Consider the following 23,162-nt stretch of genomic DNA (forward strand, 5'->3'; position numbering starts at 1 on the left):
TTCGGGCGGGGGGCGGCTCAGCGCAGCCGCTTGACCATCGTGTCGCGCCCCATCCCCGACTGCGTCACCGCGAACCCTTCGGAGCGATAGAGCGTCACGGCGTAGTTGCCCCGCTCCACGCTCAGACTGAGGCGTGACAGACCGCGGCTGCGGGCGCGGTCGGCCAGGCTCCGCATGAGCTCACGACCGACACCCTGCGCCCGCCACAGGGGCTTGACTCCGATGATCAGCTCGGGCACCCCGGTGCCGACGTAGCCGAAGCCCGGGTCACTGCGCGGGAACACCCGGTACCACGCGGCACCGATGGCCTCGTCGTGATCGGCGAGCGCCACGAAGCCCTCGTCGCCCGGTCGCATCCATCCGGACACGTACCGGCTGTACTCCTCGCTCGCGAGGATCTGGTGGCGGGGACGGGATCCCCCCTGCCGCCAGTTCGCCGCCTCCACCACCATGTCGGCGAGGAATCCCCCGTCCGCCTGCACGGCGGGACGGATGCGGAAAGCGGCGGGCATGCGGCGATTGTAGGGCGCGAGGCCGGCTGTCGCCGAGGGTCAGGCCTCGATGACGAGGGGCACGATCATCGGCCGACGACGAAGCGACTGGTTGACCCATCGGCCGATGGTGCGTCGCACCACCTGGGACAGCGCGTGGGTGTCGCGCACCCCGGACTGCGCCGCCTCCGTCAGGGCCGCGGCGATCTTGGGCTTGACCCCCTCGAAGACCTTGTCGTCCTCGGCGAATCCGCGCGCATGGATCTCGGGACCGCTGATGATCTTCCCGGTTGCGGCGTCGACGACGACGATGACCGAGATGAAGCCCTCTTCACCGAGGATCCGACGGTCCTTGAGGTCGGCTTCGGTGATCTCGCCGACCGTCGAGCCGTCGACGTAGACGAAGCCGAGGTCGAGCTGTCCGACCACCTCGGCGACCCCGTCTCGGAGGTCGACGACGGTGCCGTTCTCGCCGATGATCGTCCGCTTCGGCGCGATGCCGGTGTCCTGGGCCAGGCGCGCGTTGGCCATCAGGTGCCGGTACTCGCCGTGCACGGGGAGGACGTTGCGGGGCTTGAGGATGTTGTAGCAGTACAGCAGCTCCCCGGCGGCGGCATGGCCCGAGACGTGCACCTGGGCGTTGCCCTTGTGCACCACGTTCGCACCGAGCTTGGTCAGTCCGTCGATCACGCGATAGACGGCGTTCTCGTTGCCCGGGATGAGGCTCGAGGCGAGGATCACGGTGTCGCCCGGCCCCGGCTCGATCTCATGGTCGAGGTTGGCCATGCGGCTGAGCACGGCCATCGGCTCGCCCTGCGAACCCGTCGACATGTAGACGATCTTGTCGTCGGGCAGATCGCGGGCCTTCTTGTAGTCGATCAGCACACCCTCGGGCACGGTGAGGTATCCGAGGTCGGACGCGATGGTCATGTTGCGCAGCATGCTCCGCCCGAGGAGGGCCACCCGGCGGCCGTGGGCCGCTGCGGCGTCCAGGACCTGCTGGACGCGGTGGACGTGGCTGGAGAAGCTCGCCACGATCACCCGGCGCGGCGCTCGGGCGATCACCTGGTCGAGCACCGGACCGATGGAGCGCTCGAGCGGCGTGAACCCCGGGACATCCGCGTTGGTGGAGTCGACCAGGAAGAGGTCGACGCCCTCCTCTCCCAGACGTGCGAAGGCGCGCAGGTCGGTGAGGCGTCCGTCCAGCGGCAGCTGGTCCATCTTGAAGTCGCCGGTGGCGAGCACCGTTCCGGCGGGGGTGCGGATGGCCACGGCGAGCGCATCGGGGATCGAGTGGTTGACCGCGACGAACTCGAGGTCGAACGGACCCACCTTCTCCCGACGCCCCTCGGCGACGGTGAGGCTGTAGGGCTTGATGCGGTGCTCCTTGAGCTTCGCCTCGACGAGGGCGAGGGTCAGCGACGACCCGATCAGGGGGATGTCGCTCTTCAGGCGCAGCAGGTAGGGCACGGCGCCGATGTGGTCCTCATGCCCGTGGGTGAGGACGACGCCGACGATGTCGTCGAGACGCTGCCTGATCGGCTCGAAGTCGGGGAGGATCAGGTCGACGCCCGGCTGGTGCTCCTCGGGGAAGAGGACGCCGCAGTCGACGACGAGGAGCTTGCCGTCGAACTCGAACACCGTCATGTTCCGGCCGACCTCGCCGAGACCGCCGAGGGGCGTGACACGGAGGGTTCCTGCCGACAGGGCGGGGGGATCGAAGGGGGTGGTGGGCATCTCTCGCCTTCCTGCCGCACGGTGCGCGGCGGTCGCGGGCTCGTCGAGAGCCGCGGGGGTTATCGCGTGGTACCCGACACCTTCGGCAGGGCGCCGCCGGCGGCGGCGTTGCGGTCGGGTCGGAAGTTGGAGAAGTCGGCGCCGGGAACCTCGGTGACGAGAGCCAGCTCGTCCTCGATCCGCGCGGCCTCCCACTCTTCGGGACCGACGAGCGGCAGGCGGACGCGCGGACTTCCGATGCGTCCGAGCCCGTGGAGGATGTACTTCGCCGCGACCGTGCCCGGCACGTGGGTCATCACCGCGCGGACCAGGGGCTCGAGTTTCTTGTGCGCCGCGGTCGCCGCGCCGAGGTCACCGCTGTTGACCGCGTCGACGATCACGCGGTACGGCTGGGCGGCGATGTTCGCCGTGACCCCGATGAGCCCGGTCGCGCCGATCGACAGGTGCGGGAGCACGTTGGCATCGTCACCGGAGAAGTACATCAGGTCGGTCTGGTTCAGCACCCGGCTGACCTCGCTGAAGTCGCCCTTGGCGTCCTTGATGGCGAGGATGTTCGGGTGCTTGGCCAGTCGCAGGATGGTCTCGTAGCGGATCGGCACGCCGGTGCGACCGGGGATGTCGTAGAGGATGACGGGAAGATCGGTGGCGTCGGCGACGAGACGGAAGTGCGTCAGGATCCCGGCCTGCGTCGGCTTGTTGTAGTAGGGCGTCACGATCATGATGCCGTCCGCCCCGGCGCGCTCGCTGGCCTTGTACAGCTCGATCGCGTGAGCGGTCTCGTTGGAGCCGCCCCCGGTGATGATGCGGGCGCGGCCCGCCGCGACATCCTTCCCCACCTCCACCAGCCGGATCTTCTCGGCGTCGGTGAGGGTGCTGGTCTCCCCCGTCGTTCCGGTGACGACGATGCCGTCGGCTCCGGCGGTGATGCACGAGTCGATGTGCTTCTCCACGGCGGGCCAGTCGACCTCGCCGTCGGCGGTCATCGGCGTGACCAGCGCGACGAGCACCTGTCCGAAAGGATTGCCCGTGTGCGTCATGCCCCCCAGGCTATCGCCCGCGGCTGTGCGGATTCAGCGGTCGGCGCCGAGGTCGCTGCGCTTCGCCCGTCGCGATGCGCGGCGGCGTCGCGCACATCAGGTCGGGCGAACCGGATGCCGGTGTGTTCGTCTGGCGCGATCGGCGGCCGGCCCGGGCGAGATGTGACAGGCGGAGGGCTGCAGCGCGAAGCGGCGAGGTCAGCGGCCGCGGGACGCCGCCGCAGCGACCAGTCCGTCGGGGAGCACCCGCGACAGCGCGACGAGCGCCTTGTACCGCAGCGACGGGACCGAGACGGCCCGCCCGCGGGCGACATCGCGCAGCGACTCCCGCACGACGTCGGGCGCGTGCAGCCACAGCGGGCCGGGCACGCCCTCCTTCCCCGGGGGCAGGCCCATCCGCTCGTGGAAGTTCGTGTGCACGAACCCGGGGCAGACCGCGGTGACGGTGACTCCGCGCGCGCGGTAGGCGACGTTCGCCCAGCGGCTGAAGCTGATCAGCCACCCCTTCGCCGCACCGTAGGTGCCCCGCGGCACGAATCCGGCGACCGAGGCGATGTTCACGATGCGCCCGCTCCCGCGCTCGAGCATGCCGGGGAGGACGGCGTGCATGAGCCTCATCGCGACCTCGACGTGGAGAGCCAGATGGCGCGCCTCGTCGTCGGGGTCGTTCTCCTCGAAGGCGAGCGGAAGTCCGAAGCCCGCGTTGTTGACGAGGAGATCGATCGGATGCCGCGGATCGGCCGCCCGCACCTCGACACGCTCCCGGTCGGCGGCGACGAGCAGATCCGCGGGGAGCACCTCGACGTCGGCGCCCGAGGCTCGGGCCTGATCGGCCACGTGCTCCAGCGCCGCGGGATCGCGCGCCACGAGGACCAGATCCATCCCCCGGGCGGCGAGCTGACGGGCGTACTCGGCGCCCAGACCCGAGCTCGCGCCCGTGATCAGTGCGGTCCGCGCCATGTCAGGGAGCCACCCGGCCGCCGGCGGTGAACGCCGCGTGGGTGAGGGGCATGAGCTCGGCCCAGAACGTCTCCATCTTCTCGGCGCACATCTCGATCTCGCGCTGCGGGAAGGAGGGGAAGTGGCTCCCCTCGGCCTTGGTCCGAAGCGACAGGAAGTTCATCAGCGACCGGGCGTTCATCGTGACGTACATCGAGGAGTAGATGTTCAGGGGAAGCACGATGCGGGCGACCTCCCGCGCGACGCCGGCCGCCAGCATCCGCTGATAGGTCTCGAACGCATCGACCGCGACCCGGCGCACCCCCTCATCGACGATCGCGTGCTGCTCGGGCGTGCCGGGGAGGAACTCGTAGGCGCCGGGCTTCCCGACCTGCACGAGGTTGCGGTCCTCGGCCGGGACGTAGAACACCGGACGCAGCTCCCGGTAGCGACCCGATTCCTCGTTGTAGGAGGCGATGCGATGCCGCATGAACTCGCGGAAGACGAAGATCGGCGCCTGGACGTAGAAGGTCATCGAATTGTGCTCGAAGGGCGACCCGTGACGATCGCGCATCAGGTAGTTGATCAGGCCCCGGTCTCTCGCGGTCGCTTCGGTGCCGGCGGCGGCGTCCTCCAGGGTCTGCTCCCCCTGCGTCGACACGCGCGCCGCGAAGAGCACATCGGCGTCGGAGGCGCTGGATCGGACGAGCTCGACCGTCACGTCGCTGCGGAACTCGATCTCAGGGCTGGCTTCGGCTTCGGTCACGGGGAAACCCTATCGCCGCGTCATATGTCGGCGCGGAAACGCCCACCGTCCCGAGGTCGATTAGCCTGGTCTGCTGTGGATCTTCTTCCCGCGGTGCTCACCCTCACGGCGCTGCTCGTCCTGACCGTCGGCATCGGTCTCGTCCTGCGCCGCCGGGAAGGTCGCCCCCGCCATCACGTCGCCCACGAGATCGTCGACCCGCGGCGCCTGGGGGCCGACGGCCTCGGCGAGCAGGCGACACTGCTGCAGTTCAGCACCGAGATGTGCTCTCGCTGCCCGAACGTGCACCGCATGCTGGCCGCCGTCGCCGACCAGCACGACGGCGTTAGGCACCTGGACGTCGACCTCACCCACCGCCCCGACATCGCTCAGCACTTCCACGTGCTGCAGACCCCGACCACGCTGATCCTCGACCGGACGGGCGCCATCCAATCCCGGATCGGCGGGGTACCCGGTCGCGAGGTGATCGAACTCGAACTGGCCCGCTTGGGAGAGGATGCCGGTGGCCGGGCGCGCACCGAGGTGACCGCGGATGTCTGAGGGACGCCCCGCCCGCGGCATCGACGCCCGGGGGCCCCGGTTCGCAGCGGGCATCACGGCCGCGCTGCTCGCGGTCGCTGTCGTGCTCTCCCTCCTCACCGTCGATTCCGTCGGCGCACCCTCCCGCTTCACCGACCCGGGTTTCCTCCTGACCGCGGTGATCGCCCTCCTTTTCCTCTGGGGCGTCGTCTCGCCGCGGACCGCGCCGTGGGGCGTGCTGTACCGGCGGGTCGTCCAGCCCCGCCTCGCCCCGGCGACCGAGTTCGAAGATCCGCGGCCGCCGCGCTTCGCGCAGGGCGTGGGCCTGCTGGTGACGGGCGTGGGCGTGGCTCTGCACATCGCGGGCGTACCGTGGGCGCTTCCGGTCGCCGCGGCGATGGCCTTCGTCGCTGCGTTCCTCAATGCCGTCTTCGGGCTGTGCCTCGGGTGCCAGCTGTACCTGCTGCTTCAGCGCGGCGGGCTGATCGGTCGCCGACGCGCCGCCTGACAAACCTCACGCAACCGGTCGCCCACCCCGCTCGCCGCCGTTAGGCTGACCGCGGGACCAGGGGTCCCGACCGTCGACCGAGGAGGTTCCCATGACCATCACGAGCGAAGCCAGCACCGCCTGGAAGGGCGGACTCGCCGACGGATCCGGGGCGGTGACCCTGGTGTCGTCGAACACCGGGACGTTCGACGTCAACTGGCGTGCCCGCAGCGAAGGATCGACGTCGACGACGACGCCCGAGGAGCTCATCGCCGCCGCGCACTCGTCGTGCTTCAGCATGGCCCTCTCGCACGCGCTGGGCGAGAACGGCACCCCGCCGGAGTCGATCGACACCACCGCGTCGGTGACCTTCAAGCCCGGCACCGGTATCACCGGAAGCCACCTGAACGTCAATGCCGTGGTGCCGGGCCTGTCGGCGGAGGACTTCGAGCGCATCGCCCAGGAAGCCAAGGTCGGCTGCCCCGTCTCGCAGGCGCTCGCCGGGATCGAGATCACCCTCGAGGCCACGCTTGCCTGAGACCGCTGACGTCGGCGCGGGCGGCGGAGAGAACTCCGCCGCCCTGCGCCATGTCGTCATCTCCGGCGCCTCGGGCCTCATCGGCCGGGCCCTGACCGAGCGACTGCGCGCGGAAGGCGTGCGCGTGACCCACCTCGTCCGACGCGCACCCGCGGGCCCGGACGAGGTCGAGTGGCTCACCTCCCCCGCGGCCCTGGACCCCGGAGTGCTCGAGGGCGCCGACGCGGTGGTGGGACTGAACGGCGCGAGCATCGCGCGCTTCCCGTGGACCTCGTCGTACCGCAGCACGCTGCTGTGGTCTCGGGTCACCCCCACCCGCGCGCTGGCCCGTGCCCTGCGCGAGCTCGGCGAGGGCGCACCGGCGTTCCTCTCCGCCTCGGCATCCGGCTACTACGGCAGCCGACCCGGCGAGCGCATCACCGAGGCCACGGGCCGCGGCGAGAGCTTCCTCGCGGACATCTGCGGCGAATGGGAGGGCGCCGCGCGCTCTGCCGGCGAACACACCCGGCTGGTGCTGCTGCGCACCACGGCCATCGTCGATCGCGGGGCGTTCCTGAAGCCCCTCATCCCCCTGACCAAGCTCGGCCTGAGCGGCCCGATCGGTCGCGGCACACAGGTGTGGCCGTGGATCTCCCTGACGGACGAGATCGAGGCCATCCGCTTCCTCCTCGAGGCCGACATCGACGGCCCCGTCAACCTCGCCGGCCCGACGCGGGCGACCGCCAACGACATCGGATTCGCCCTCGCGAGGCGCCTCAACCGCCCCTTCGTCCTCCGCGCGCCGGAGTGGGGTCTGAAGCTGCTGCTCGGGAAGGATGCCACCGAGGCCCTCCTCACCAACGACCAGGACATCGTCCCCGAGGTCCTGCAGCGGGCCGGGTACACCTTCCGTCATCCGACGGTCGAGCAGGCGATCGACGCCGCGGTCTCCGCGGCGGACTGACCCGTCCACGGTGACGAGGGCGAGAAGACCAGCGCGTCAGCCGTTCGCGCGGGCGTCCCGCTCCCGTCGGATGGCCTCCCGCACCGCCTGACGTGCCCGGCGTCGATCCCCGGCGGCGTCGTAGGCCAGACCCAGGCGGTACCACGCCTGCCAGTCGGTCGGATCCTCCGCCACCGCGTCGCGGTAGGTCGGGAAGACCGCCTCGCCATCCTCGCGGACGGGGCGACCGCTCGGCCTGACCGTGACGGATCCGGACGGCAGGCCTCCCTCGGCGTCCAGACGCCGGCCCAGTCTCTCCGCGCCGATGCCGAACGAGAGTTCCCGCCAGAGCGCCCAGGCGGCGATGACCGGCAGGATGATCAGGCCCACGCCGAGCGCGACGCCCGCGGGGTCGGCGCTCGTCAGCAGCAACCAGGCGCGCTGGGCGACCAGCGCGATGTAGAGCGCCAGGAGCACCGCCATCACGGCGACGCCGATCCGGGTGGTCATGCGCCGGTGACGCGCGCGACCTGACCCGGCACGCCGCGCTCCTCGATGTCGTGCGCCGCGTGCGCCCGCGGCACCCGGATGCCGATGTCGACGAAGCTGTCCAGACCCACCAGGACGCCCTTGGCCTCACGGGCGGCCCGGAGGGCGAGACGGATGCCCGGGGCGTAGGCCGCGGCCGGGTCGACGGTGTCATGGGTGAGGGTCACCGACTCGCCCGGGCCGGAGAGGATGACCTCCTGCCGGGCGATCACCCCGGGCCGACGCAGGGAGTGGATGGGGACGCTCGCGACCTGCTGGCCGCGGGCGCGCTGGTCGACGTGGGGCGATTCCACGGGACCCACCTCGGTGCGGGCGGCGGCGATCAGCTCGGCGGTGCGCACCGCGGTGCCGCTGGGTGAATCCACCTTCGTCTCCCGGTGCGACTCGACGATCTCGATCGAGGGGAAGAAGGGCGCTGCGGCGGCGGCCAGGGCCGAGCCGAGGACCGACCCGAGCGAGAAATTGGGGATGAAGACCGCGCCGGTGCCCGCCTGATCGACGAGGGGACGGATGAGCGCGATCCGCTCCGCCGACCACCCCGACGTGCCCACCAGGACGTTCATGCCGCGCTCGATCGCCGCACGGACGACGTCGATCGAGACCGCCGGGGTGGAGGCGTCGACGACGAGCTCCGCGCCGTCGAGCTCGGCGAGGTCCGAGCGCGAGGTCAGCCGTCCGACGATCTCGAGGTCGGGGTCCGCCTCGACGACCGATTCGATGATGGAGCCGAGCTTGCCGGTGTGTCCCACGATGGCCACGCGCGTTGTCATGTCTCAAGCCTAGGTGCGCCGGTCGTAGGCTCGGAGGATGGTCGAGCTCACCGCGACATTCGTCGACGACCCGGTCGCACGGTCCCTGCTGACCGACTACTTCCGCACCCGCGCCGACACCTTTCCCGGCAACACCTACACGACGGTCTTTCCGGCGCGCGAGGTGTTCGAGCCGCCGCGCGGCGTGTTCGTGGTGCTCACCGACGACGCGGGCGCTCCCGTCGGCTGCGGGGGCGTCCGCGAGATCGCCGCCGGCGCGCTCGGCCCGCGCTTCGAGATCAAGCACCTCTACATGGCGCCCGAGACGCGGGGGCGCGGCTGGGGACGGATGCTGCTGGCCGACCTCGAACGACGCGCAGCGGAGGTCGGCGCGCGCGAAGTCGTCCTCGACACCCATCACACCCTGGAGCCGGCCGCGCGCCTCTACCGCGCGGCGGGATACGCGCCCATCGAGCCCTACAACGACAATCCCAATGCGACGGTGTGGCTCGGTAAGGCGCTCGACGCCGGATCGCCCGGGCGATCGGCATCTCCCTCCGCTCAGACCGGATAGACCTCGGGCAGGCCGGTGCGCAGTTCGAAGGGCAGGTGCGCCATGTCGTTGTGGGAGAGCACGGTCCAGGGCCTGCCCTGCTTCTGCGCCAGGACCGTCAGTCCGCAGTGCGCCTGATTCAGCGTCATCCAGCGCCATTCGGGGGTCTGGAGCACCTCGCGGACGAACCAGGCGATGACGGCGTTGTGGGTGATGAGGAGCTCGTGCACCTCACCGCTCTTGCGCGCCAGGAATTCGCTGACCGCATCGGCCATCTGTGCCCTGCCCGCGTCGACCTCGGCCTCCGTCACTCCCCCGAAGAACGGTTCGTACACGGCGGGTGTGTCCTCGCACAGCCCGGTCGGAACGCAGTCGAACAGAAGCGCGGACGGTTCGGGCGAGAGCGAGGGCATACGCTCAGAGACCGCGCGCGCGGTCTGCGCGGCGCGCTCGAGCGGCGAGTGCCAGACCGCATCGAACGGAACGCCCGACAGCCGGTCGGCCAGGAGCGCGGCCTGACGCCGCCCCCGGGGCGAGAGGGGCCCGTCGACGAGGCCGTGCTCGGCGTCGAGATGCTCGCCGTGGCGCACGAGGTAGAGGTAGTGCGTCACGCTCGCTCACTTCGTCGGGGCCGGGCGCCGGACGGCGCTCTCCCAGCCTACGTCAGCGGGCCACGTCCCGACCCATCGGCCCCGCGCGTCACGACATCGCAGAGCGATCGCGTCACTCCGCGGCGCGCGCGATCTCGGCGAGCTGGGCACGACTGAGATGCACGCCCACACCCTGGACGAGTTCCTCGACGTGCTCGGGTGCGTAGGCGTTGACGATGGGCGCGGTGACGAGGCGCTGCGCCAGCAGCCACGCCACGGCCACCGCGGCGTCGGGGAGACCGAGGTCCGCCCCCACCTCGTCCAGCGCGCGCAGCACCCGTGTGCCCCGGCGGTTCAGACTGGCCGCCAGCTGCGCGCCGCGGGCGGAGAGCCCCCCACGGGTGCGGCTGCGGTAGCGACCGGCGAGGAAGCCGTGTTCCAAAGCGTGCGACGCGGTCACCGACATCCCCTGGGCGCTGGAGACCAGGCGGAGATCGGCGTCGAACTCGTGACGCCGCAGGATGTTGAACGGGACGTCGAGCACGCTGATGCGGGGGTACCCCGCCGAGGAGAGGATGCGCGCCTCCACCAGCTGGGCGGCGGTGTAGCCGACCCCGCCGAGAGCGCGGATCTTTCCGGCCTCGACCAGCCACTCGGCCGTGGCCAGGGTGTCTTCCAGAGCCGTGAGGCTGTCGGCGGTGGCGTCGAGCGTCAGCACATCGATCCGGTCGGTGCGCAGGCGACTGAGAGAGGCCTCCACGCTCCGGACCAGGTCGACCGGTCCGAGGCCGGGGTTGTCGGGGTGTCCCCCGACCCGCACCATGAGCACGACGTCGTCGCGCAGACCGCGCGAGTGCACCCACTGTCCGAGGATGTGCTCGCTGCGCCCGCTCGAATAGGTGTCGGCGGTGTGCACCGCGTTCCCGCCGAGTTCGGCGTAGGCGTCGAGGATGGCGTGGCTGGACTCGAGGTCGACGTTCCACCCGAATTCCGCCGCGCCGAGGATCACGGGGAAGATCGCCGCGCCGGCATCGCCGAGGGGAACGCGGACTCCGGCACCGACGCCCGGACCCTGCACCGGGATCGGCGCGGACGGGTGGGGTGCGGCGGCCGGGAGGTCTTTCCGGCGCTGCCGTCTGGACGACGCGGCCAGCTCGGTGCCCCGGTTCGTCATACGCACCCCCTCACGACGTCCTGTCGCGGTACGCGCCCCCCGACGCGTACTTCGAGGGTAGGGGCTCCTTCCGACTCGGCCCGCCATTGCGGTGTCCTGTCGGAGAACATCCCATAACGGTTTCGTCACGAAAGGGCCGGATGACGCGGATGCCCGCCCCTCACGAGGAGGGACGGGCATCCGTCAGGGCGTGTCGCTCAGGCGTCGGCGGCGACCGGAGCAGACTCGGCGGCCGCCTCGGTCTCCTCCAGCACGGGCTCGAGCGAGAGCTTGCCGCGATCATCGACCTTGGTGATGCGCACCAGGAGCTTCTGGCCGACGCCCAGGACGTCCTCCACGTTCTCGACGCGCTTGCCGCCGGCGAGCTTGCGGACCTCGCTGACGTGCAGCAGTCCGTCCTTGCCCGGGAGGAGGGAGATGAACGCGCCGAAGGTCGCGATCTTCACCACGGTGCCCAGGAACTGGTCGCCGATCTCGGGGTTGGTCGGGTTCGCGATCGCGTTGACCTGCGCCCGCGCAGCCTCGGCCGACGGACCGTCGACGGCGCCGATGTAGACGGTGCCGTCCTCCTCGATGGAGATGTCGGCGCCGGTCTCGTCCTGGATGGCGTTGATCGTCTTGCCCTTGGGGCCGATCAGCTCACCGATCTTGTCGACGGGGATCTGCACGCTGATCACGCGCGGCGCCGTAGGCGCCATCTCGTCGGGCGCGTCGATCGCCTGGTTCAGCACGTCGAGGATCGTCAGTCGCGCGTCGCGCGCCTGCTGCAGCGCAGCCGACAGCACCGACGACGGGATGCCGTCGAGCTTGGTGTCCAGCTGGATCGCGGTGACGAATTCACGGGTGCCGGCGACCTTGAAGTCCATGTCGCCCAGCGCGTCTTCGGCGCCGAGGATGTCGGTCAGCGCCGCGTAGCGGGTCTGACCGTCGACGACGTCGGAGACGAGACCCATCGCGATGCCCGCGACGGGCGCGCGCAGCGGCACGCCGGCGTTCAGGAGCGACAGGGTCGACGCGCACACCGAGCCCATCGAGGTCGAGCCGTTCGAGCTCAGCGCCTCGGAGACCTGGCGGATGGCGTAGGGGAACTCCTCGCGCGCCGGCAGCACCGGAACGAGCGCGCGCTCGGCGAGGAAGCCGTGCCCGATCTCGCGACGCTTGGGCGATCCGACGCGACCGGTCTCACCGGTCGAGTAGGGCGGGAAGTTGTAGTGGTGCATGTACCGCTTGTGCGTGACAGGCGACAGCGAGTCGATCTGCTGCTCCATCTTCAGCATGTTCAGCGTCGTGACACCCAGGATCTGGGTCTCACCACGCTGGAACACCGCCGAACCGTGCACGCGCGGGATGACCTGCACCTCGGCGTCCAGCGGCCGGATGTCGGCGAGGCCCCGTCCGTCGATGCGGACACCGTCGGTGAGGATGCGACTGCGCACGATGAGCTTCGTGACCGACTTGTAGGCGGCCGAGAACTCGATCGTGGCGACGGCCGGCAGCTCGCCCGCCTCGACCGCGGCGATGAGCTCACCGCGGACGCGCTCCTTGAGAGCGTCGTCGGCGCTCTGGCGCTCCTGCTTGTCGGCGACCTGGTAGATGCCCTTGAGCTCGTCGTAGGCGCGCGCGGCGACGAAGTCGTAGGTCTCCTGCGAGTAGGGCAGGAACACCGGGTAGGACTGGATCTCCTTGGCCGCCGTGCTCGCCAGCGCGGTCTGTGCGGCCACGAGCTCCTTGATGAAGGGCTTGGCGGCCTCCAGGCCCTGCGCGACGATCTCCTCGCTCGGCTTGGTGGCGCCGCCCTGGATGAGGTTCCAGGAGTGCTCGGTGGCCTCGGCCTCGACCATCATGATCGCGACGTCGCCGTCATCGAGCACGCGACCGGCGACGACGAGGTCGAAGACGGCCTGCTCCAGGACGCTGGTGTTCGGGAACGCCACCCACTGGTCGGGGTGCTCGCCCTGACCGGGGACGAGCGCGAGACGCACACCGGCGATCGGACCCGAGAAGGGCAGCCCGGAGATCTGCGTCGATGCCGAGGCGGCGTTGATCGCGAGGGCGTCGTAGAACTCGCCGGGTGCGATGGAGAGCACCGTGACGACGATCTGCACCTCGTTGCGCAGGCCCTCGACGAAGGAGGGGCGCAGCGGGCGGTCGATGAGGCGGCACACGAGGATCGCCTCGGTGGAGGGACGACCCTCGCGGCGGAAGAACGAGCCGGGGATCTTGCCGGCGGCGTAGGAACGCTCTTCGACGTCGACGGTCAGCGGGAAGAAGTCGAACCCTTCCCGGGGGTGCTTTCCGGCGCTGGTGGCCGAGAGGAGCATCGTCTCCTCGTCGAGGTACGCGGCGACCGCGCCCTGCGCCTGCTGCGCGAGTCGACCGGTCTCGAAGCGGACGGTGCGGGTGCCGAAGCGGCCGTTGTCGAGAACGGCTTCAGCGGCGGTGATTTCAGGACCTTCCAAGAGGTCTCTCCTTCTTTGTTTATGCTCGCGCACGCCTATCGGGCGCGAGGATGTGCGAAGGAGCAGGAACAGGCAGATCTCAGCGCGCGGCATGGCCGCGATACTCGCCAGCGCTGGTCACCAGAAGAAGAGCACCCGGCGCGATGATCGTCATCGAGCGACGGGGATTCCACCTCAGGGGACCAGCTTCCTGCCGGCCTGCTCCGGTGTGCTGTGCAGCACGGTGCTCGTATGGAATTGAGCGGTCACCCGCGGGCGACCCTCCCGATCCTATCAGCGTCGGGCTGCGAGCACCCCTGGCGCTCCCGACGGATGGTGCCTACGATGCGGGCATGACGAGTGAGGGCACCGGCGACTTCCGCGAGATCCGTTCCGACGACGAGCGTCCCGTCCCCGTCGACGACGACGCCGATCTCGAGCTTCCGCCCCCGACGATAGATCCGCTCGAGCGCGTCGAGGACGATGTGGACGAGGTCACATCCGAGGAGCGCGAGGCCGCGATCGAAACCGGTCACCTCGAGCCCTGATCATCCGACACGCGCGACGCCCCACCGCGGTGTGCGGTGGGGCGTCGACTGTTGCGGGGCGCTCAGCGGCCGACGAGGGCGCGGCGCTCGTTCTCCCGGGCGGCTGCGTGATCGATGGCGGCGTCCTCCAGTTCCGCCACGCCGACCGCGTCGGGGGCGTCGGAGAGTCCGTCGTGATCGTGCCCGGCGAGGGTGGCCTCGTCGAAGGGCACCTCGCCCGCGAGCACCCGGCGCGCGCGGGAGGCGTCGAACTCCTTGGTCCACGCCCCGATCAGCAGGGTGGCCACGGCGTTGCCGGTGAAGTTCGTCACCGCGCGGCCTTCGGACATGAAGCGGTCGATGCCCACGATGACGCCGACGCCGTTGACGAGGTCGGGACGGTACGCCTGGAGTCCTGCGGCGAGTGTCGCGAGCCCCGCACCGGTCACCCCCGCGGCGCCCTTGGACGCGATGATCATGAAGACCAGGAGGCCGATCTGCTCTCCGATGGACATCGGGGCGCCCATGCCCGTCGCGATGAACAGCGAGGCCATCGTCAGGTAGATCGCGGTGCCGTCGAGGTTGAAGGAGTAGCCGGTGGGCACGGTGATGCCGACGACGGGCTTGGAGACCCCGAGGTGCTCCATCTTGGCGATCAGTCGCGGCAGCGCCGACTCCGAGGAGGACGTGCCGACGATCAGCAGGTATTCGCGGCCCAGGTACTTCATGAGGCTGAACAGATTGACCCGGGTCACCGCCCACAGCAGCGTTCCGAGGATGACGATGATGAAGATCGCGCAGGTGATGTAGAAGGCGATCATCAGCGTGCCCAGGGCGATGATGGCCCGCACTCCGGTGGCTCCCACGACCGCGGCGATCGCGCCGAAGGCGCCGAGCGGAGCGAGCCACAGGATCATGCCGAGAATGCGGAACACCAGCGCCTGGAGGTTCTTCACCGCGTTCATGATGGGCGCCGCCTTCTCGCCCATCTGCTGCAGGGCGAAGCCGACGAGCAGGGCGATGAACAGCACCTGGAGCACGTTCTCACCGGTGAAGGCCGAGAAGAAGGTCGTCGGGATGATGCCGAGGATGAACTCCTCGGTCGTCTTCGCCTCGGCGGTGGACTCGTAGCTGGCTCCCGCCATGTCCAGTCCCGTACCGGGGTGGATGAGGTTGCCGACCACGAGGCCGATCGCGAGGGCGAGGGTGGACATCACCATGAAGTACACCAGCGCCAGCCCGCCGATCTTGCCGACCGTCGCGGCCTTGGCGATCGAGCCGACACCCACCACGATCGTGCAGAAGATGATGGGGGCGATCATCATCTTGATGAGCGACACGAATGCCGCGCCGAGCGGCTTGAGCGCCATGCCGAACTCCGGCCAGACGAGCCCGACGATCGCCCCCAGCACGACGGCGGCGATGACGGAGACGTACAGCCACGTGTGCTTGTCCCAGGCCTGCTTGCCCCGCCGGGCCGAGAACCGGGGAAGAGTGAAAGTGGTCGTGCGTGGTGAGAGAGCCATCATCGCCTCCAGGGAACGGTCGTTGTCCTCATCGGCGCGGAACGTCCGCGTCCTGAGTCAGAGTGCTCCGACGGGGGCCGAGGGTCGATTTGTGGTCGTATTGGTCGCCGCGCGTGCGTCACGATCGACGGCAGGATGGCAGGCACACGGCGATCGATGAGGAGTGCCATGGCACGACGGCCAGCCCCGGCGAGCGCGGCATCGCGCGTCTTCGCGGCGGTCGCGGCATCCGTCGTGGCGATCGTCGTGATCCTCGTCGGGGTCCTGGTGCTTGACGCGCAGGGCTCGGAGAGATCCGAGGCCGAAGAGGTGACCCGCACCGTGGCGGCGGCGCTCGCCGCCCTCCCCGAGGTCGAGGCTGCCGTCGAGGAGCCCGATGCCAGCGCTGTGCTCCAGCCGATCGCGGAGCGGATCATGCGGGAGTCGGATCTGGACTTCGTCGTGATCATGACGCCGGAGGGAACCCGCCTCACGCACCCCGATCCGGCGGAGATCGGCCGGGCCTACCTCGGCACCGTCCCGGCGGAGCCCGCGACTCTGACCGAGGAGTTCGTGGGCACCCTCGGACCCTCGGTGCGGACGATCTCGCCGATCAGCTCCGAGGGGCGCCTCGTGGGGTGGGTGTCCGTGGGGGTCACGCTCGGAAGCATCTGGGCTGAGATGCTCGCCCGCCTGCCGTTCGTGCTCGGCATCGCCCTGCTGCTGCTGGCGGCCGGCCTCATGGGCGCCGTCGTCGCCCGGCGACAGCTGCGCCGCATGGCCGGCGACCTCCCCGCGGGCACGATCCGCGACGCGGTGGCCTCATACGAGTCGGTGCGCACCCTCGGCGAAGCGCTGCGCGCCCAGACCCACGAGCACGGGAATCGGATGCACACCGCCGTGTCGCTGCTCGAACTCGGCCGCACCGAGGAGGCTGTGGAGATCCTCACCGAGACCTCGCGCCAGAGCCAGTCGCTCGTCGACCAGGTCGCCGCCCGCCGGGACGGCGACCCCACCGTCGGTGCCCTGCTGCTGGGCAAGGCCGCCCAGGCTCGCGAGCGCACCGTGGCCTGGGACGCCCGGATCTCCCCCGACGCACCGCGCACCACCCTGACCCCGATCGACGCCGTCTCGGTGGTGGGAAACCTCATCGACAACGCCGTCGACGCCGCGGCCACCGGGCCGGCACCTCGCTGGGTGCGGGTGGAATTCGACCCGGTTCCCGACGGAGCGCTGCGCATCCGCGTCGCCGACAGCGGCACCGGGATCGATCCCGCCGATCGCGAGCGGATCTTCGCCCACGGCTTCTCCACCAAGCCCGCCGGCGCCGAGGGCCGGGGAGTGGGCCTCGCCCTGGTACGCGCCATCGTCGACGGCGCGGGTGGCAGCATCCGGATCACCGACCATCCGACCACGTTCGAGGTCGTCCTGCCGGGACGCACGCGATGATCGGCGTGCTGCTGGTGGACGATGACCCCCTCACCATCGAGGTGCATCGTCGTCACCTGGAGCGGATCGACGGATTCGAGGTCGTCGGGGAGTGCCACGACGCCAGATCGGCGGTGGGCGCGATCCTCGAGGCCGCCCCGGGCGCGATCGACCTCGTGCTCCTGGACGTCACGATGCCCGACGGCACCGGGGTCGACGTCCTGCGGCACATCCGAGCGCGCGGCGACGCGGTCGATGTGATCGCGGTCACCGGCGTCCGCGACGCCGACGTCGTGCGGCAGATGGTGGCCCTGGGTGTGACGCAGTATCTCGTGAAGCCGTTCACGTTCGCGACGTTCTCCGACCGGCTCCGGCAGTACGTCGACTTCCGGCGCAGGGCATCGGATGCCGCGGGACCGGCGACCCAGGAGGAGATCGACGCGCTGCTGGGGGCCCTCCGTCCCCCGACGGCGACCGCGCTCCCCAAGGGCCTGTCGGCGGAGAGCCTCGACCGGATCGCGCAGGCCGTGCGTGTCGGCGGTCCACTCTCGGCGGTGGAGGCCGCCGAGCAGACGGGTCTGTCGCGGGTGTCGGCACGTCGGTATCTCGAGCACCTCGTCGACGCCGGACGCGTCGACCGGATCCCCCGCTACCACGGGCGAGGACGGCCCGAGTCGGAGTACCGCTGGCGCAGCTGACTAGGGCGAGTCGATCAGACGCGCCGGGGCCGCGCCCCCACCTCCGACGAGCACATAGTCGGCGTGCTTGGCGCTCACGCCGTCGCCGGCGGTCCTCCCCCGCAGGCGCCGCCAGATCCACGGCAGCGCGTCGCGGCGCAGCCAGCTCCCGACGGCAGGTGGGTCGTCATCGGCGTGGAGCGCGGCATCGAGTCTGCCGAGGGCTTCGGCGTCGGGCACCCCGAGCGTCTCGGCGGCCCGATAGGCGAGGAACCGGTGCCCGCTCGAGCGCAGGTGCACCCTGTCGTCGGCCCAGAAGGAGACATCCCCGATCGCGGGGTGGGCGTCGAGGTCGAGGAGCATGGCTCCCGTCTCCCCCGCCACCTGCCGCATCTCCTCGGCGTAGCGGGCGAACCGACGGGAGAACACGCGCGCCCCGGGCCGACGGGGCAGGAACGGAGTGACGAGCAGCACGTCGATCCCCGCATCCCGCAGGCGCCGCACCGCGGCGGCGACCTCGTCGGCGAGGACCGCGGGGTCGGAACGACCCCCGACGAGGTCGTTCGCGCCGATGAGGATCGAGACGAGCTCGGGTTTCAGCGCCAGCGCCTGGGGCACCTGCACCGACGTCAGATCGCGGACGCGGCGGCTGCGGACAGCAAGATTGGCGTACTGGAGGGGCTCGGACGCGCCCGCCGACCGTGAGCGGGCCAGGAGCTCCGCCAGGCGATCGGCCCACCCCCGGAACTGTCCCGACGGCATGCGCGAGACGTCGCACAGCCCCTCGGTGAGCGAGTCTCCGAGGGCGACGAAGCGGCGCCATCCCGGGCTGGCGACGAGCGGCGCAGGGGAGGTGTCGGGGCGTCCGAGGCCGCGGACGACCTGGGCGGCATCGATCGGATGGAGCCTTCGCGCCTCGTCGTAGTGATCCACCAGCTGCGCGCAGAGCGCCTCCCAACTGCGGGTGCGGACGGCCTCCCCCGCGGCGGCGGCGAACGCCGCGCGCTTGGCGCCGTCGCCGACGAGGTCCGCCACGCGGGTGCGGAGGTCGTCGAGATCGCCGGGGCGGTAGAGCCAGCCGTCGACGCTCGAACGCACGAGATCCACCGGCCCGCCGGTGCCCGTGGCGACGACGGGGACGCCGCTGGCGAGGGCCTCCTGGATCGTCTGACCGAACGTCTCGCTCTCCCCCGGGTGGACGAACACGTCGAAGCTCGCCAGCGCCCGCGCGAGCTCGACACCGCGCAGGTGCCCGGTGAAGACCGCCTCGGGCAGCGACTTCTGCAGCGCCTCACGCGACGGTCCGTCGCCGACGATCACCACGGAGGTTCCCGGGAGATCGTGGAGCACCCGCAGATCGGCCACCTGCTTCTCGGGGGCGAGGCGACCGACGTAGCCGACGATGGTGCGTCCCGGAGCGACCTCGGCCCGCCAGCTCTCGCTCCGCCGCGACGGGTGGAAGAGGTCGGTGTCCACCCCACGACCCCATCGGCGCACCCGGTCCACGCCCAGCTCGGCCAGCTGCGTCATCGAGGCGGTGGAGGGGGCGAGGGTCAGCGTGACCCTCCGGTGCAGCCGCGTGACGTGGGAGCGGACGAGGGCGGTGGCCCGCGGCATCCCGTACTTCTCGGTGTAGGCGACCACATCGGTCTGGTAGATCGCGACGGTGGGCACGCCCACCGCCTCGGCGGCGACCACCCCCTGCCAGCCCAGCACGAAGGGGGACGCCAGGTGGACGACGTCGGGCCGGAAGGTGCGCAAGATGCCCGCGAGACGCGCGACACGGGCGAAGACGACGCGCACCTCGGGGTAGGACGGCAGCGGCACCGAGCGCAGCAGCCGCGCATCGGCGCCCCACAGGCCCGCGACGACCATCTCATCGGAGGCTCCCCCGGCGCTCGGGGCGATGACGAGCGTCTCGTGCCCGGCCGCGGACAGGTGGTGGAGGATCTGCAGCACAGATCCGGTGACCCCGTTCATGTGGGGAAGGAAGGACTCGGCGATGACCGCGACTCTCACGCGTCCACCATCGCGCGCGCCGGTGCCCGAACGGATGCCGCGGCGCACCCCGTCGCCGAGAATTCACCGTCCGCACCGACGCCCGTCACCGGTCGTCCCCCGTTCGGTCGCCGTTCACCGGCCGCTGGTACCCACGGAGGTGTGATCGACGATCTGCTGGCCGGTGTCTCGGACAGCCCCTGGGCGCTCGTAGTGATGGCGGCCCTCGTGCTGGGCGATGCCTTCCTCGTCGTCGTCCCCGGCGAGGTCGCCGTCACCGCCCTGGGCGCCCTCGCCGTCACGCACGGCGCGCCGCCGCTCCTCGCGGTCATCGCCGTGGCGACGATCGCCGCCCTCGCCGGCGACACCCTCTGCTACCTCATCGGGCGCACGATCGGCGTGGAGCGCTGGCGGTGGATGCGCGGACGGCGGGTCCGCGCCGCCCTCGGGCTCGTCGGCGACCGGCTGCGGCGACGCACGGCGGTCGTCCTCTTCAGTGCGCGCTTCGTGCCCTTCGCGCGTCTGGCGGTGAACCTGACCGCCGGGGCGTCACGGGTGCCGGCGCCGCGCTACCTTCTCGTGGCGGGCCTGGCAGCCCTCGGATGGGCGGTGTACCAGGCGCTCGTGGGGGCGATCGTGGCGGCCGTCGTTCCCGGGGGGCCGGTGGTGGCGGTCGTGGTCTCGATCGCGGCAGCCCTGCTCCTGGGTCTCCTCATCGATCGGCTGCTCGCCCGTCGCACTTTCCCCCCGGCCGACGAAGCGACTCCTCCGGCCTCTTGAGCGAAGGGGTCACGCGAGCGCGAGCGTCTGCCGCGCGGCATCCGTCAGCGCACGGCCGTAGTGGCGGCCGTGCCCGGCGGCGTGGACGGCCAGCGGATGGAGCTGGTGAAGCGGCAGGCGGCTCCGCCACCCGGCGGCGAGGGGATGGCGCTCCTCGTAGCCGGCGACGATGTCGTCGAGGAACGGGCACCCGAAGAGGTCGAGCATCGCCAGGTCGGTCTCGCGATGACCGCCGTGGGCTGCGGGATCGATGAGGACGACGCCGTCGGGCGTCCACAGGACGTTCCCGTGCCAGAGGTCGCCGTGGAGCCGTGCCGGCGCGTCTCCGTCGTCGAACGCCCCGGCGGCGATCGCCTCGCACGCGTCGCGGACGACGGCCGCCTCCACGGGTGCGAGGAATCCCGCCGCCAGCGCGGGCGGCAGGAAGGGGAGCACCCGGTCGCGCGCGTAGAACACCCCCCACGTCTCCTCGGCCGCGGCCGGTTGCGCCCTCGCCCCGATGAAGAGCGCGGAGACGCCGGGCGGCGGAGCGCCGAATGCGGGTGCGCCGGCATCGTGGGTGACAGCGAGTGCCGCACCGAAGGTCCGCGCCGCGGCGGGGTCGGGAGCGACCGTGGGAAGGTGCTCGAGATCGATGGCCTCCGCCTCCACGCGCACGACGCGCGCGGTGCGCGCCCCGCCGGCGTCGGCGAGCCAGGACAGGCCCGCCGCCTCCGCGGCGAAGAATCCCTCGGGAGCCCCGGCACGCTCCTTGCGGAAGACCCCGCTCTCGCCCCGGGGACTCACTCGCCCGGATGCCCGCCGAGGAGATGGTCGAAGGAGCGCCCCTCACCGAGGTAGCTGGCCGGATCGAAGGGATCGGGAGCGGATGCCGCGGGCCGACCGGCGACCGCAGCGGCGAACTCCTCCGCGGCCCGGTCGATCCGCTCGGCGAGGGACGAGACCTGGTCCCCCGCCCCTCCCCAGTCGCTGGACGCCGCGAACACCCCGGTGGAGACCGGCGCGGCGTGGAGGTAGGCGAAGAGGGGACGCAGGGCGTAGTCGATCGCGAGCGAGTGGCGCGCCGTGCCGGCGTTGGCTCCGAGGAGAACCGGCATGCCGATCAGCGCATCGGGGTCGAGCACGTCGATGAAGGACTTGAACAGGCCCGAATAGCTGGCGGAGAAGATCGGTGTCACGACGATCAGACCGTCGGCCGACACCACCGCGTCGATCGCCGTCTCCAGGCTCGGCGCGGCGAAGCCGGTGAGGAGGTTGTCGGTGATGGCGCGGGCGTGATCCCGGAGCTCCACCACGTCGGTGACCGTCTCGTCGCCCCGGGAACCGAGTTCCCGCGCGACCGCCGCGGCGAGGCGGTCGGCCAGGAGGCGGGTGGAGGAGGGGCTGGACAGTCCCGCCGAGACGACGGCGATGCGACGAGCGGTCATCTCACTCGCCCTTTCGGAAGGATGCTCCGGCAGCGGCGGGCTGACGGTAGGGGCTCGGCCCTCCGGCGAGGTTGTCGCCGCGGTTGGGGTGCGGAACCGCTTCGGGCGCCTGACCCTCGCCGTACTTTGCGGCGACCCGGCCGGCATGGGTGGGCGCATCGGGGACGTGCGCGGGACGGCCGACGGCGAGCTCCCGCCGAAGGGCCGGTGCCACCTCGCCGCCGAGGATGTCGAGCTGCTCGAGCACCGTCTTCAACGGCAACCCGGCGTGGTCGATGAGGAAGAGCTGCCGCTGGTAGTCACCGTAGTGCTCGCGCATCCCGGCGTACCGGTCGATGATCTGCTGGGGCGAGCCGACCGTCAGCGGTGTCATCTCAGTGAAGTCCTCCAGGCTCGGACCGTGACCGTACACCGGCGCGTTGTCGAAGTAGGGGCGGAACTCGCGAACGGCGTCCTGCGAGTTCTTGGCGAGGAACACCTGGCCGCCCAGGCCAACGATCGCCTGCTCCGCAGTGCCGTGTCCGTAGTGCGCGAAGCGCTGGCGGTACAGCGAGATCAGTCGCTGGTAGTGCTCCTTCGGCCAGAAGATGTTGTTGGCGAAGAATCCGTCGCCGTAGTACGCCGCCTGCTCGGCGATCTCCGGGGTGCGGATGGAACCGTGCCAAACGAAGGGCGGCACGCCGTGAAGCGGTCTCGGCGTCGAGGTGAAGCCCTGCAGCGGGGTGCGGAACCGACCCTCCCAATCGACCACGTCCTCACGCCACAGCCGGTGCAGGAGCGCGTAGTTCTCGATCGCGAGCGGCAGACCCTGGCGGATGTCCTTCCCGAACCACGGATAGACCGGACCGGTGTTCCCGCGCCCGAGGGTCAGATCGACCCGCCCCTGGGCGAGGTGCTGCAGCATCGCGTAGTCCTCGGCGATCTTCACGGGGTCGTTGGTCGTGATGAGCGTCGTCGCCGTGGAGAGGATCAGACGCTCGGTCTGCGCGGCGATGAAGGCGAGGGTCGTCGTCGGCGAGGAGGACCAGAACGGCGGGTTGTGGTGCTCGCCCAGCGCGAAGACGTCCAGGCCCACCTCCTCGGCATGGCGGGCAATCGTGAGGGTCGCCTTGATCCGCTCGGACTCGCTCGGGGTGCGCCCGGTCGTGGGGTCCTCGGTGATATCGCTCACCGTGAAGATGCCGAACTGCATTCCCGGCCAGGTCGGGGTGGTCACGTGTCGTCTCCGCTCTCTCGCCGTGCGCGGGGCATCCGCCCTTCGACGAGTACATGCAAATGAATGTATCTCGTACAACGCGAACGCCCCCAGGCTATTCCCGACGCCCCGGGCG

Annotated in this window: 24 protein-coding genes; 9 read left to right on the forward strand and 15 right to left on the reverse strand. The window is 70.9% G+C overall.

The genetic code is table 11. From position 1 onward, the window contains the following. Nucleotides 1-17 precede the first annotated feature (17 nt). The 5 genes from MA875_RS05605 to thyX form a co-directional block, all read right to left on the reverse strand. Nucleotides 18-512, reverse strand: coding sequence for a GNAT family N-acetyltransferase (locus tag MA875_RS05605; protein WP_248240886.1), 495 nt, complete (start codon nt 510-512; stop codon nt 18-20). Nucleotides 513-551: 39 nt separating this feature from the next. Continuing rightward, nucleotides 552-2,228, reverse strand: a complete 1,677-nt coding sequence (locus MA875_RS05610; RefSeq protein WP_248240888.1) for a ribonuclease J — start codon at nt 2,226-2,228, stop codon at nt 552-554. Between the two features lie 59 nt (nt 2,229-2,287). Beyond that, a complete protein-coding gene (dapA, locus tag MA875_RS05615) occupies nt 2,288-3,265 on the reverse strand; it encodes a 4-hydroxy-tetrahydrodipicolinate synthase (protein WP_248240890.1) in 978 nt (325 codons plus the stop codon). A 198-nt stretch (nt 3,266-3,463) separates the two neighbouring features. Continuing rightward, nucleotides 3,464-4,225: an SDR family NAD(P)-dependent oxidoreductase gene (locus tag MA875_RS05620; RefSeq protein WP_248240892.1), complete on the reverse strand. Its 762-nt coding sequence runs from the start codon at nt 4,223-4,225 to the stop codon at nt 3,464-3,466. Between the two features lies 1 nt (nt 4,226). Then, nucleotides 4,227-4,970 carry an FAD-dependent thymidylate synthase gene (gene thyX, locus MA875_RS05625; RefSeq protein WP_248240894.1) on the reverse strand — a complete coding sequence of 248 codons (744 nt, stop codon included), beginning with the start codon at nt 4,968-4,970 and terminating at the stop codon, nt 4,227-4,229. Between the two features lie 75 nt (nt 4,971-5,045). Between thyX and MA875_RS05630 the strand changes: the two genes are divergently transcribed. From MA875_RS05630 to MA875_RS05645, 4 genes are all read left to right on the forward strand, one after another. Then, nucleotides 5,046-5,510, forward strand: a complete 465-nt coding sequence (locus MA875_RS05630) for a TlpA family protein disulfide reductase (RefSeq protein ID WP_248240896.1) — start codon at nt 5,046-5,048, stop codon at nt 5,508-5,510. Beyond that, complete coding sequence (locus MA875_RS05635) at nt 5,503-5,997, forward strand: DUF4395 domain-containing protein (protein ID WP_248240898.1); 495 nt, start codon at nt 5,503-5,505, stop codon at nt 5,995-5,997. The genes MA875_RS05630 and MA875_RS05635 overlap by 8 nt, the downstream gene beginning before the upstream one ends. A 91-nt stretch (nt 5,998-6,088) precedes the next feature. Further along, nucleotides 6,089-6,514 carry an OsmC family peroxiredoxin gene (locus tag MA875_RS05640; RefSeq protein WP_124292906.1) on the forward strand — a complete coding sequence of 142 codons (426 nt, stop codon included), beginning with the start codon at nt 6,089-6,091 and terminating at the stop codon, nt 6,512-6,514. Beyond that, nucleotides 6,507-7,457, forward strand: a complete 951-nt coding sequence (locus MA875_RS05645) for a TIGR01777 family oxidoreductase (RefSeq protein WP_248240900.1) — start codon at nt 6,507-6,509, stop codon at nt 7,455-7,457. The genes MA875_RS05640 and MA875_RS05645 overlap by 8 nt, the downstream gene beginning before the upstream one ends. 36 nt (nt 7,458-7,493) lie before the next feature. Here the strand turns inward: MA875_RS05645 and MA875_RS05650 are convergent, their stop codons facing one another. Next, a complete protein-coding gene (locus tag MA875_RS05650) occupies nt 7,494-7,946 on the reverse strand; it encodes a tetratricopeptide repeat protein (protein ID WP_248240903.1) in 453 nt (150 codons plus the stop codon). Continuing rightward, nucleotides 7,943-8,755, reverse strand: a complete 813-nt coding sequence (gene dapB, locus MA875_RS05655; RefSeq protein ID WP_248240904.1) for a 4-hydroxy-tetrahydrodipicolinate reductase — start codon at nt 8,753-8,755, stop codon at nt 7,943-7,945. Before dapB ends, MA875_RS05650 begins: the two co-directional genes overlap by 4 nt. Nucleotides 8,756-8,792: 37 nt before the next feature. Between dapB and MA875_RS05660 the strand changes: the two genes are divergently transcribed. After that, a complete protein-coding gene (locus MA875_RS05660; RefSeq protein WP_248240907.1) occupies nt 8,793-9,308 on the forward strand; it encodes a GNAT family N-acetyltransferase in 516 nt (171 codons plus the stop codon). On the opposite strand, the gene MA875_RS05665 is transcribed toward MA875_RS05660, so the two are convergent. From MA875_RS05665 to MA875_RS05675, 3 genes are all read right to left on the reverse strand, one after another. Next, nucleotides 9,296-9,898, reverse strand: coding sequence for a histidine phosphatase family protein (locus MA875_RS05665; protein ID WP_179559518.1), 603 nt, complete (start codon nt 9,896-9,898; stop codon nt 9,296-9,298). The two genes, MA875_RS05660 and MA875_RS05665, sit on opposite strands and share 13 nt — an antisense overlap. Before the next feature lie 112 nt (nt 9,899-10,010). After that, complete coding sequence (locus MA875_RS05670) at nt 10,011-11,051, reverse strand: aldo/keto reductase (RefSeq protein WP_248240909.1); 1,041 nt, start codon at nt 11,049-11,051, stop codon at nt 10,011-10,013. Between the two features lie 197 nt (nt 11,052-11,248). Then, nucleotides 11,249-13,510 (reverse strand): polyribonucleotide nucleotidyltransferase, encoded by a 2,262-nt coding sequence (locus MA875_RS05675; RefSeq protein WP_248240912.1) that lies wholly within the window; start codon nt 13,508-13,510, stop codon nt 11,249-11,251. A gap of 332 nt (nt 13,511-13,842) precedes the next feature. On the opposite strand from MA875_RS05675, the gene MA875_RS05680 reads away from it, so the two are divergent. Next, entirely contained in the window at nt 13,843-14,037 is a 195-nt protein-coding gene (locus tag MA875_RS05680; RefSeq protein WP_248240915.1) for a hypothetical protein, read from the forward strand. Nucleotides 14,038-14,099: 62 nt separating this feature from the next. On the opposite strand, the gene MA875_RS05685 is transcribed toward MA875_RS05680, so the two are convergent. Beyond that, nucleotides 14,100-15,542 carry a cation:dicarboxylate symporter family transporter gene (locus MA875_RS05685; protein ID WP_248240916.1) on the reverse strand — a complete coding sequence of 481 codons (1,443 nt, stop codon included), beginning with the start codon at nt 15,540-15,542 and terminating at the stop codon, nt 14,100-14,102. A gap of 168 nt (nt 15,543-15,710) precedes the next feature. On the opposite strand from MA875_RS05685, the gene MA875_RS05690 reads away from it, so the two are divergent. Both MA875_RS05690 and MA875_RS05695 read left to right on the forward strand, forming a co-directional pair. Further along, the gene (locus MA875_RS05690; RefSeq protein WP_248240919.1) at nt 15,711-16,970 is read left to right on the forward strand and encodes a sensor histidine kinase; all 1,260 of its coding nucleotides are present in this window, start codon (nt 15,711-15,713) and stop codon (nt 16,968-16,970) included. Beyond that, nucleotides 16,967-17,647: a response regulator gene (locus MA875_RS05695; protein WP_248240921.1), complete on the forward strand. Its 681-nt coding sequence runs from the start codon at nt 16,967-16,969 to the stop codon at nt 17,645-17,647. Before MA875_RS05690 ends, MA875_RS05695 begins: the two co-directional genes overlap by 4 nt. Here the strand turns inward: MA875_RS05695 and MA875_RS05700 are convergent, their stop codons facing one another. Then, nucleotides 17,648-19,645 carry a glycosyltransferase gene (locus MA875_RS05700; RefSeq protein ID WP_248240923.1) on the reverse strand — a complete coding sequence of 666 codons (1,998 nt, stop codon included), beginning with the start codon at nt 19,643-19,645 and terminating at the stop codon, nt 17,648-17,650. A 141-nt stretch (nt 19,646-19,786) separates the two neighbouring features. Here MA875_RS05700 and MA875_RS05705 point away from each other — a divergent pair, with 141 nt between their 5' ends. Further along, complete coding sequence (locus MA875_RS05705; protein ID WP_248240925.1) at nt 19,787-20,404, forward strand: DedA family protein; 618 nt, start codon at nt 19,787-19,789, stop codon at nt 20,402-20,404. Between the two features lie 9 nt (nt 20,405-20,413). On the opposite strand, the gene MA875_RS05710 is transcribed toward MA875_RS05705, so the two are convergent. From MA875_RS05710 to MA875_RS05720, 3 genes are read right to left on the reverse strand one after another with little or no spacing between them, the layout of a single operon-like run. Next, entirely contained in the window at nt 20,414-21,190 is a 777-nt protein-coding gene (locus MA875_RS05710; protein WP_248240928.1) for a fructosamine kinase family protein, read from the reverse strand. Then, nucleotides 21,187-21,831: a CE1759 family FMN reductase gene (locus MA875_RS05715; protein ID WP_248240930.1), complete on the reverse strand. Its 645-nt coding sequence runs from the start codon at nt 21,829-21,831 to the stop codon at nt 21,187-21,189. The genes MA875_RS05710 and MA875_RS05715 overlap by 4 nt, the downstream gene beginning before the upstream one ends. 1 nt (nt 21,832) lies before the next feature. Beyond that, nucleotides 21,833-23,023, reverse strand: a complete 1,191-nt coding sequence (locus tag MA875_RS05720; protein ID WP_248241351.1) for an LLM class flavin-dependent oxidoreductase — start codon at nt 23,021-23,023, stop codon at nt 21,833-21,835. Nucleotides 23,024-23,162: the final 139 nt, after the last annotated feature.

This window comes from Microbacterium kunmingense (assembly GCF_023155745.1).
Taxonomy (GTDB): Bacteria; Actinomycetota; Actinomycetes; order Actinomycetales; family Microbacteriaceae; genus Microbacterium; species Microbacterium kunmingense.

What these genes read in the sequence shown, in the direction of transcription:
- MA875_RS05720 (WP_248241351.1), bottom strand. Translation starts at nt 23,023, where the DNA reads ATGCAGTTCGGCATCTTCACGGTGAGCGATATCACCGAGGACCCCACG.
- MA875_RS05650 (WP_248240903.1), bottom strand. Translation starts at nt 7,946, where the DNA reads ATGACCACCCGGATCGGCGTCGCCGTGATGGCGGTGCTCCTGGCGCTC.
- MA875_RS05640 (WP_124292906.1), top strand. Translation starts at nt 6,089, where the DNA reads ATGACCATCACGAGCGAAGCCAGCACCGCCTGGAAGGGCGGACTCGCC.
- MA875_RS05635 (WP_248240898.1), top strand. Translation starts at nt 5,503, where the DNA reads ATGTCTGAGGGACGCCCCGCCCGCGGCATCGACGCCCGGGGGCCCCGG.
- dapA (WP_248240890.1), bottom strand. Translation starts at nt 3,265, where the DNA reads ATGACGCACACGGGCAATCCTTTCGGACAGGTGCTCGTCGCGCTGGTC.
- MA875_RS05610 (WP_248240888.1), bottom strand. Translation starts at nt 2,228, where the DNA reads ATGCCCACCACCCCCTTCGATCCCCCCGCCCTGTCGGCAGGAACCCTC.
- MA875_RS05620 (WP_248240892.1), bottom strand. Translation starts at nt 4,225, where the DNA reads ATGGCGCGGACCGCACTGATCACGGGCGCGAGCTCGGGTCTGGGCGCC.
- MA875_RS05605 (WP_248240886.1), bottom strand. Translation starts at nt 512, where the DNA reads ATGCCCGCCGCTTTCCGCATCCGTCCCGCCGTGCAGGCGGACGGGGGA.
- MA875_RS05680 (WP_248240915.1), top strand. Translation starts at nt 13,843, where the DNA reads ATGACGAGTGAGGGCACCGGCGACTTCCGCGAGATCCGTTCCGACGAC.
- MA875_RS05715 (WP_248240930.1), bottom strand. Translation starts at nt 21,831, where the DNA reads ATGACCGCTCGTCGCATCGCCGTCGTCTCGGCGGGACTGTCCAGCCCC.
- MA875_RS05695 (WP_248240921.1), top strand. Translation starts at nt 16,967, where the DNA reads ATGATCGGCGTGCTGCTGGTGGACGATGACCCCCTCACCATCGAGGTG.
- MA875_RS05685 (WP_248240916.1), bottom strand. Translation starts at nt 15,542, where the DNA reads ATGGCTCTCTCACCACGCACGACCACTTTCACTCTTCCCCGGTTCTCG.
- MA875_RS05670 (WP_248240909.1), bottom strand. Translation starts at nt 11,051, where the DNA reads ATGACGAACCGGGGCACCGAGCTGGCCGCGTCGTCCAGACGGCAGCGC.
- MA875_RS05690 (WP_248240919.1), top strand. Translation starts at nt 15,711, where the DNA reads ATGGCACGACGGCCAGCCCCGGCGAGCGCGGCATCGCGCGTCTTCGCG.
- dapB (WP_248240904.1), bottom strand. Translation starts at nt 8,755, where the DNA reads ATGACAACGCGCGTGGCCATCGTGGGACACACCGGCAAGCTCGGCTCC.
- MA875_RS05660 (WP_248240907.1), top strand. Translation starts at nt 8,793, where the DNA reads ATGGTCGAGCTCACCGCGACATTCGTCGACGACCCGGTCGCACGGTCC.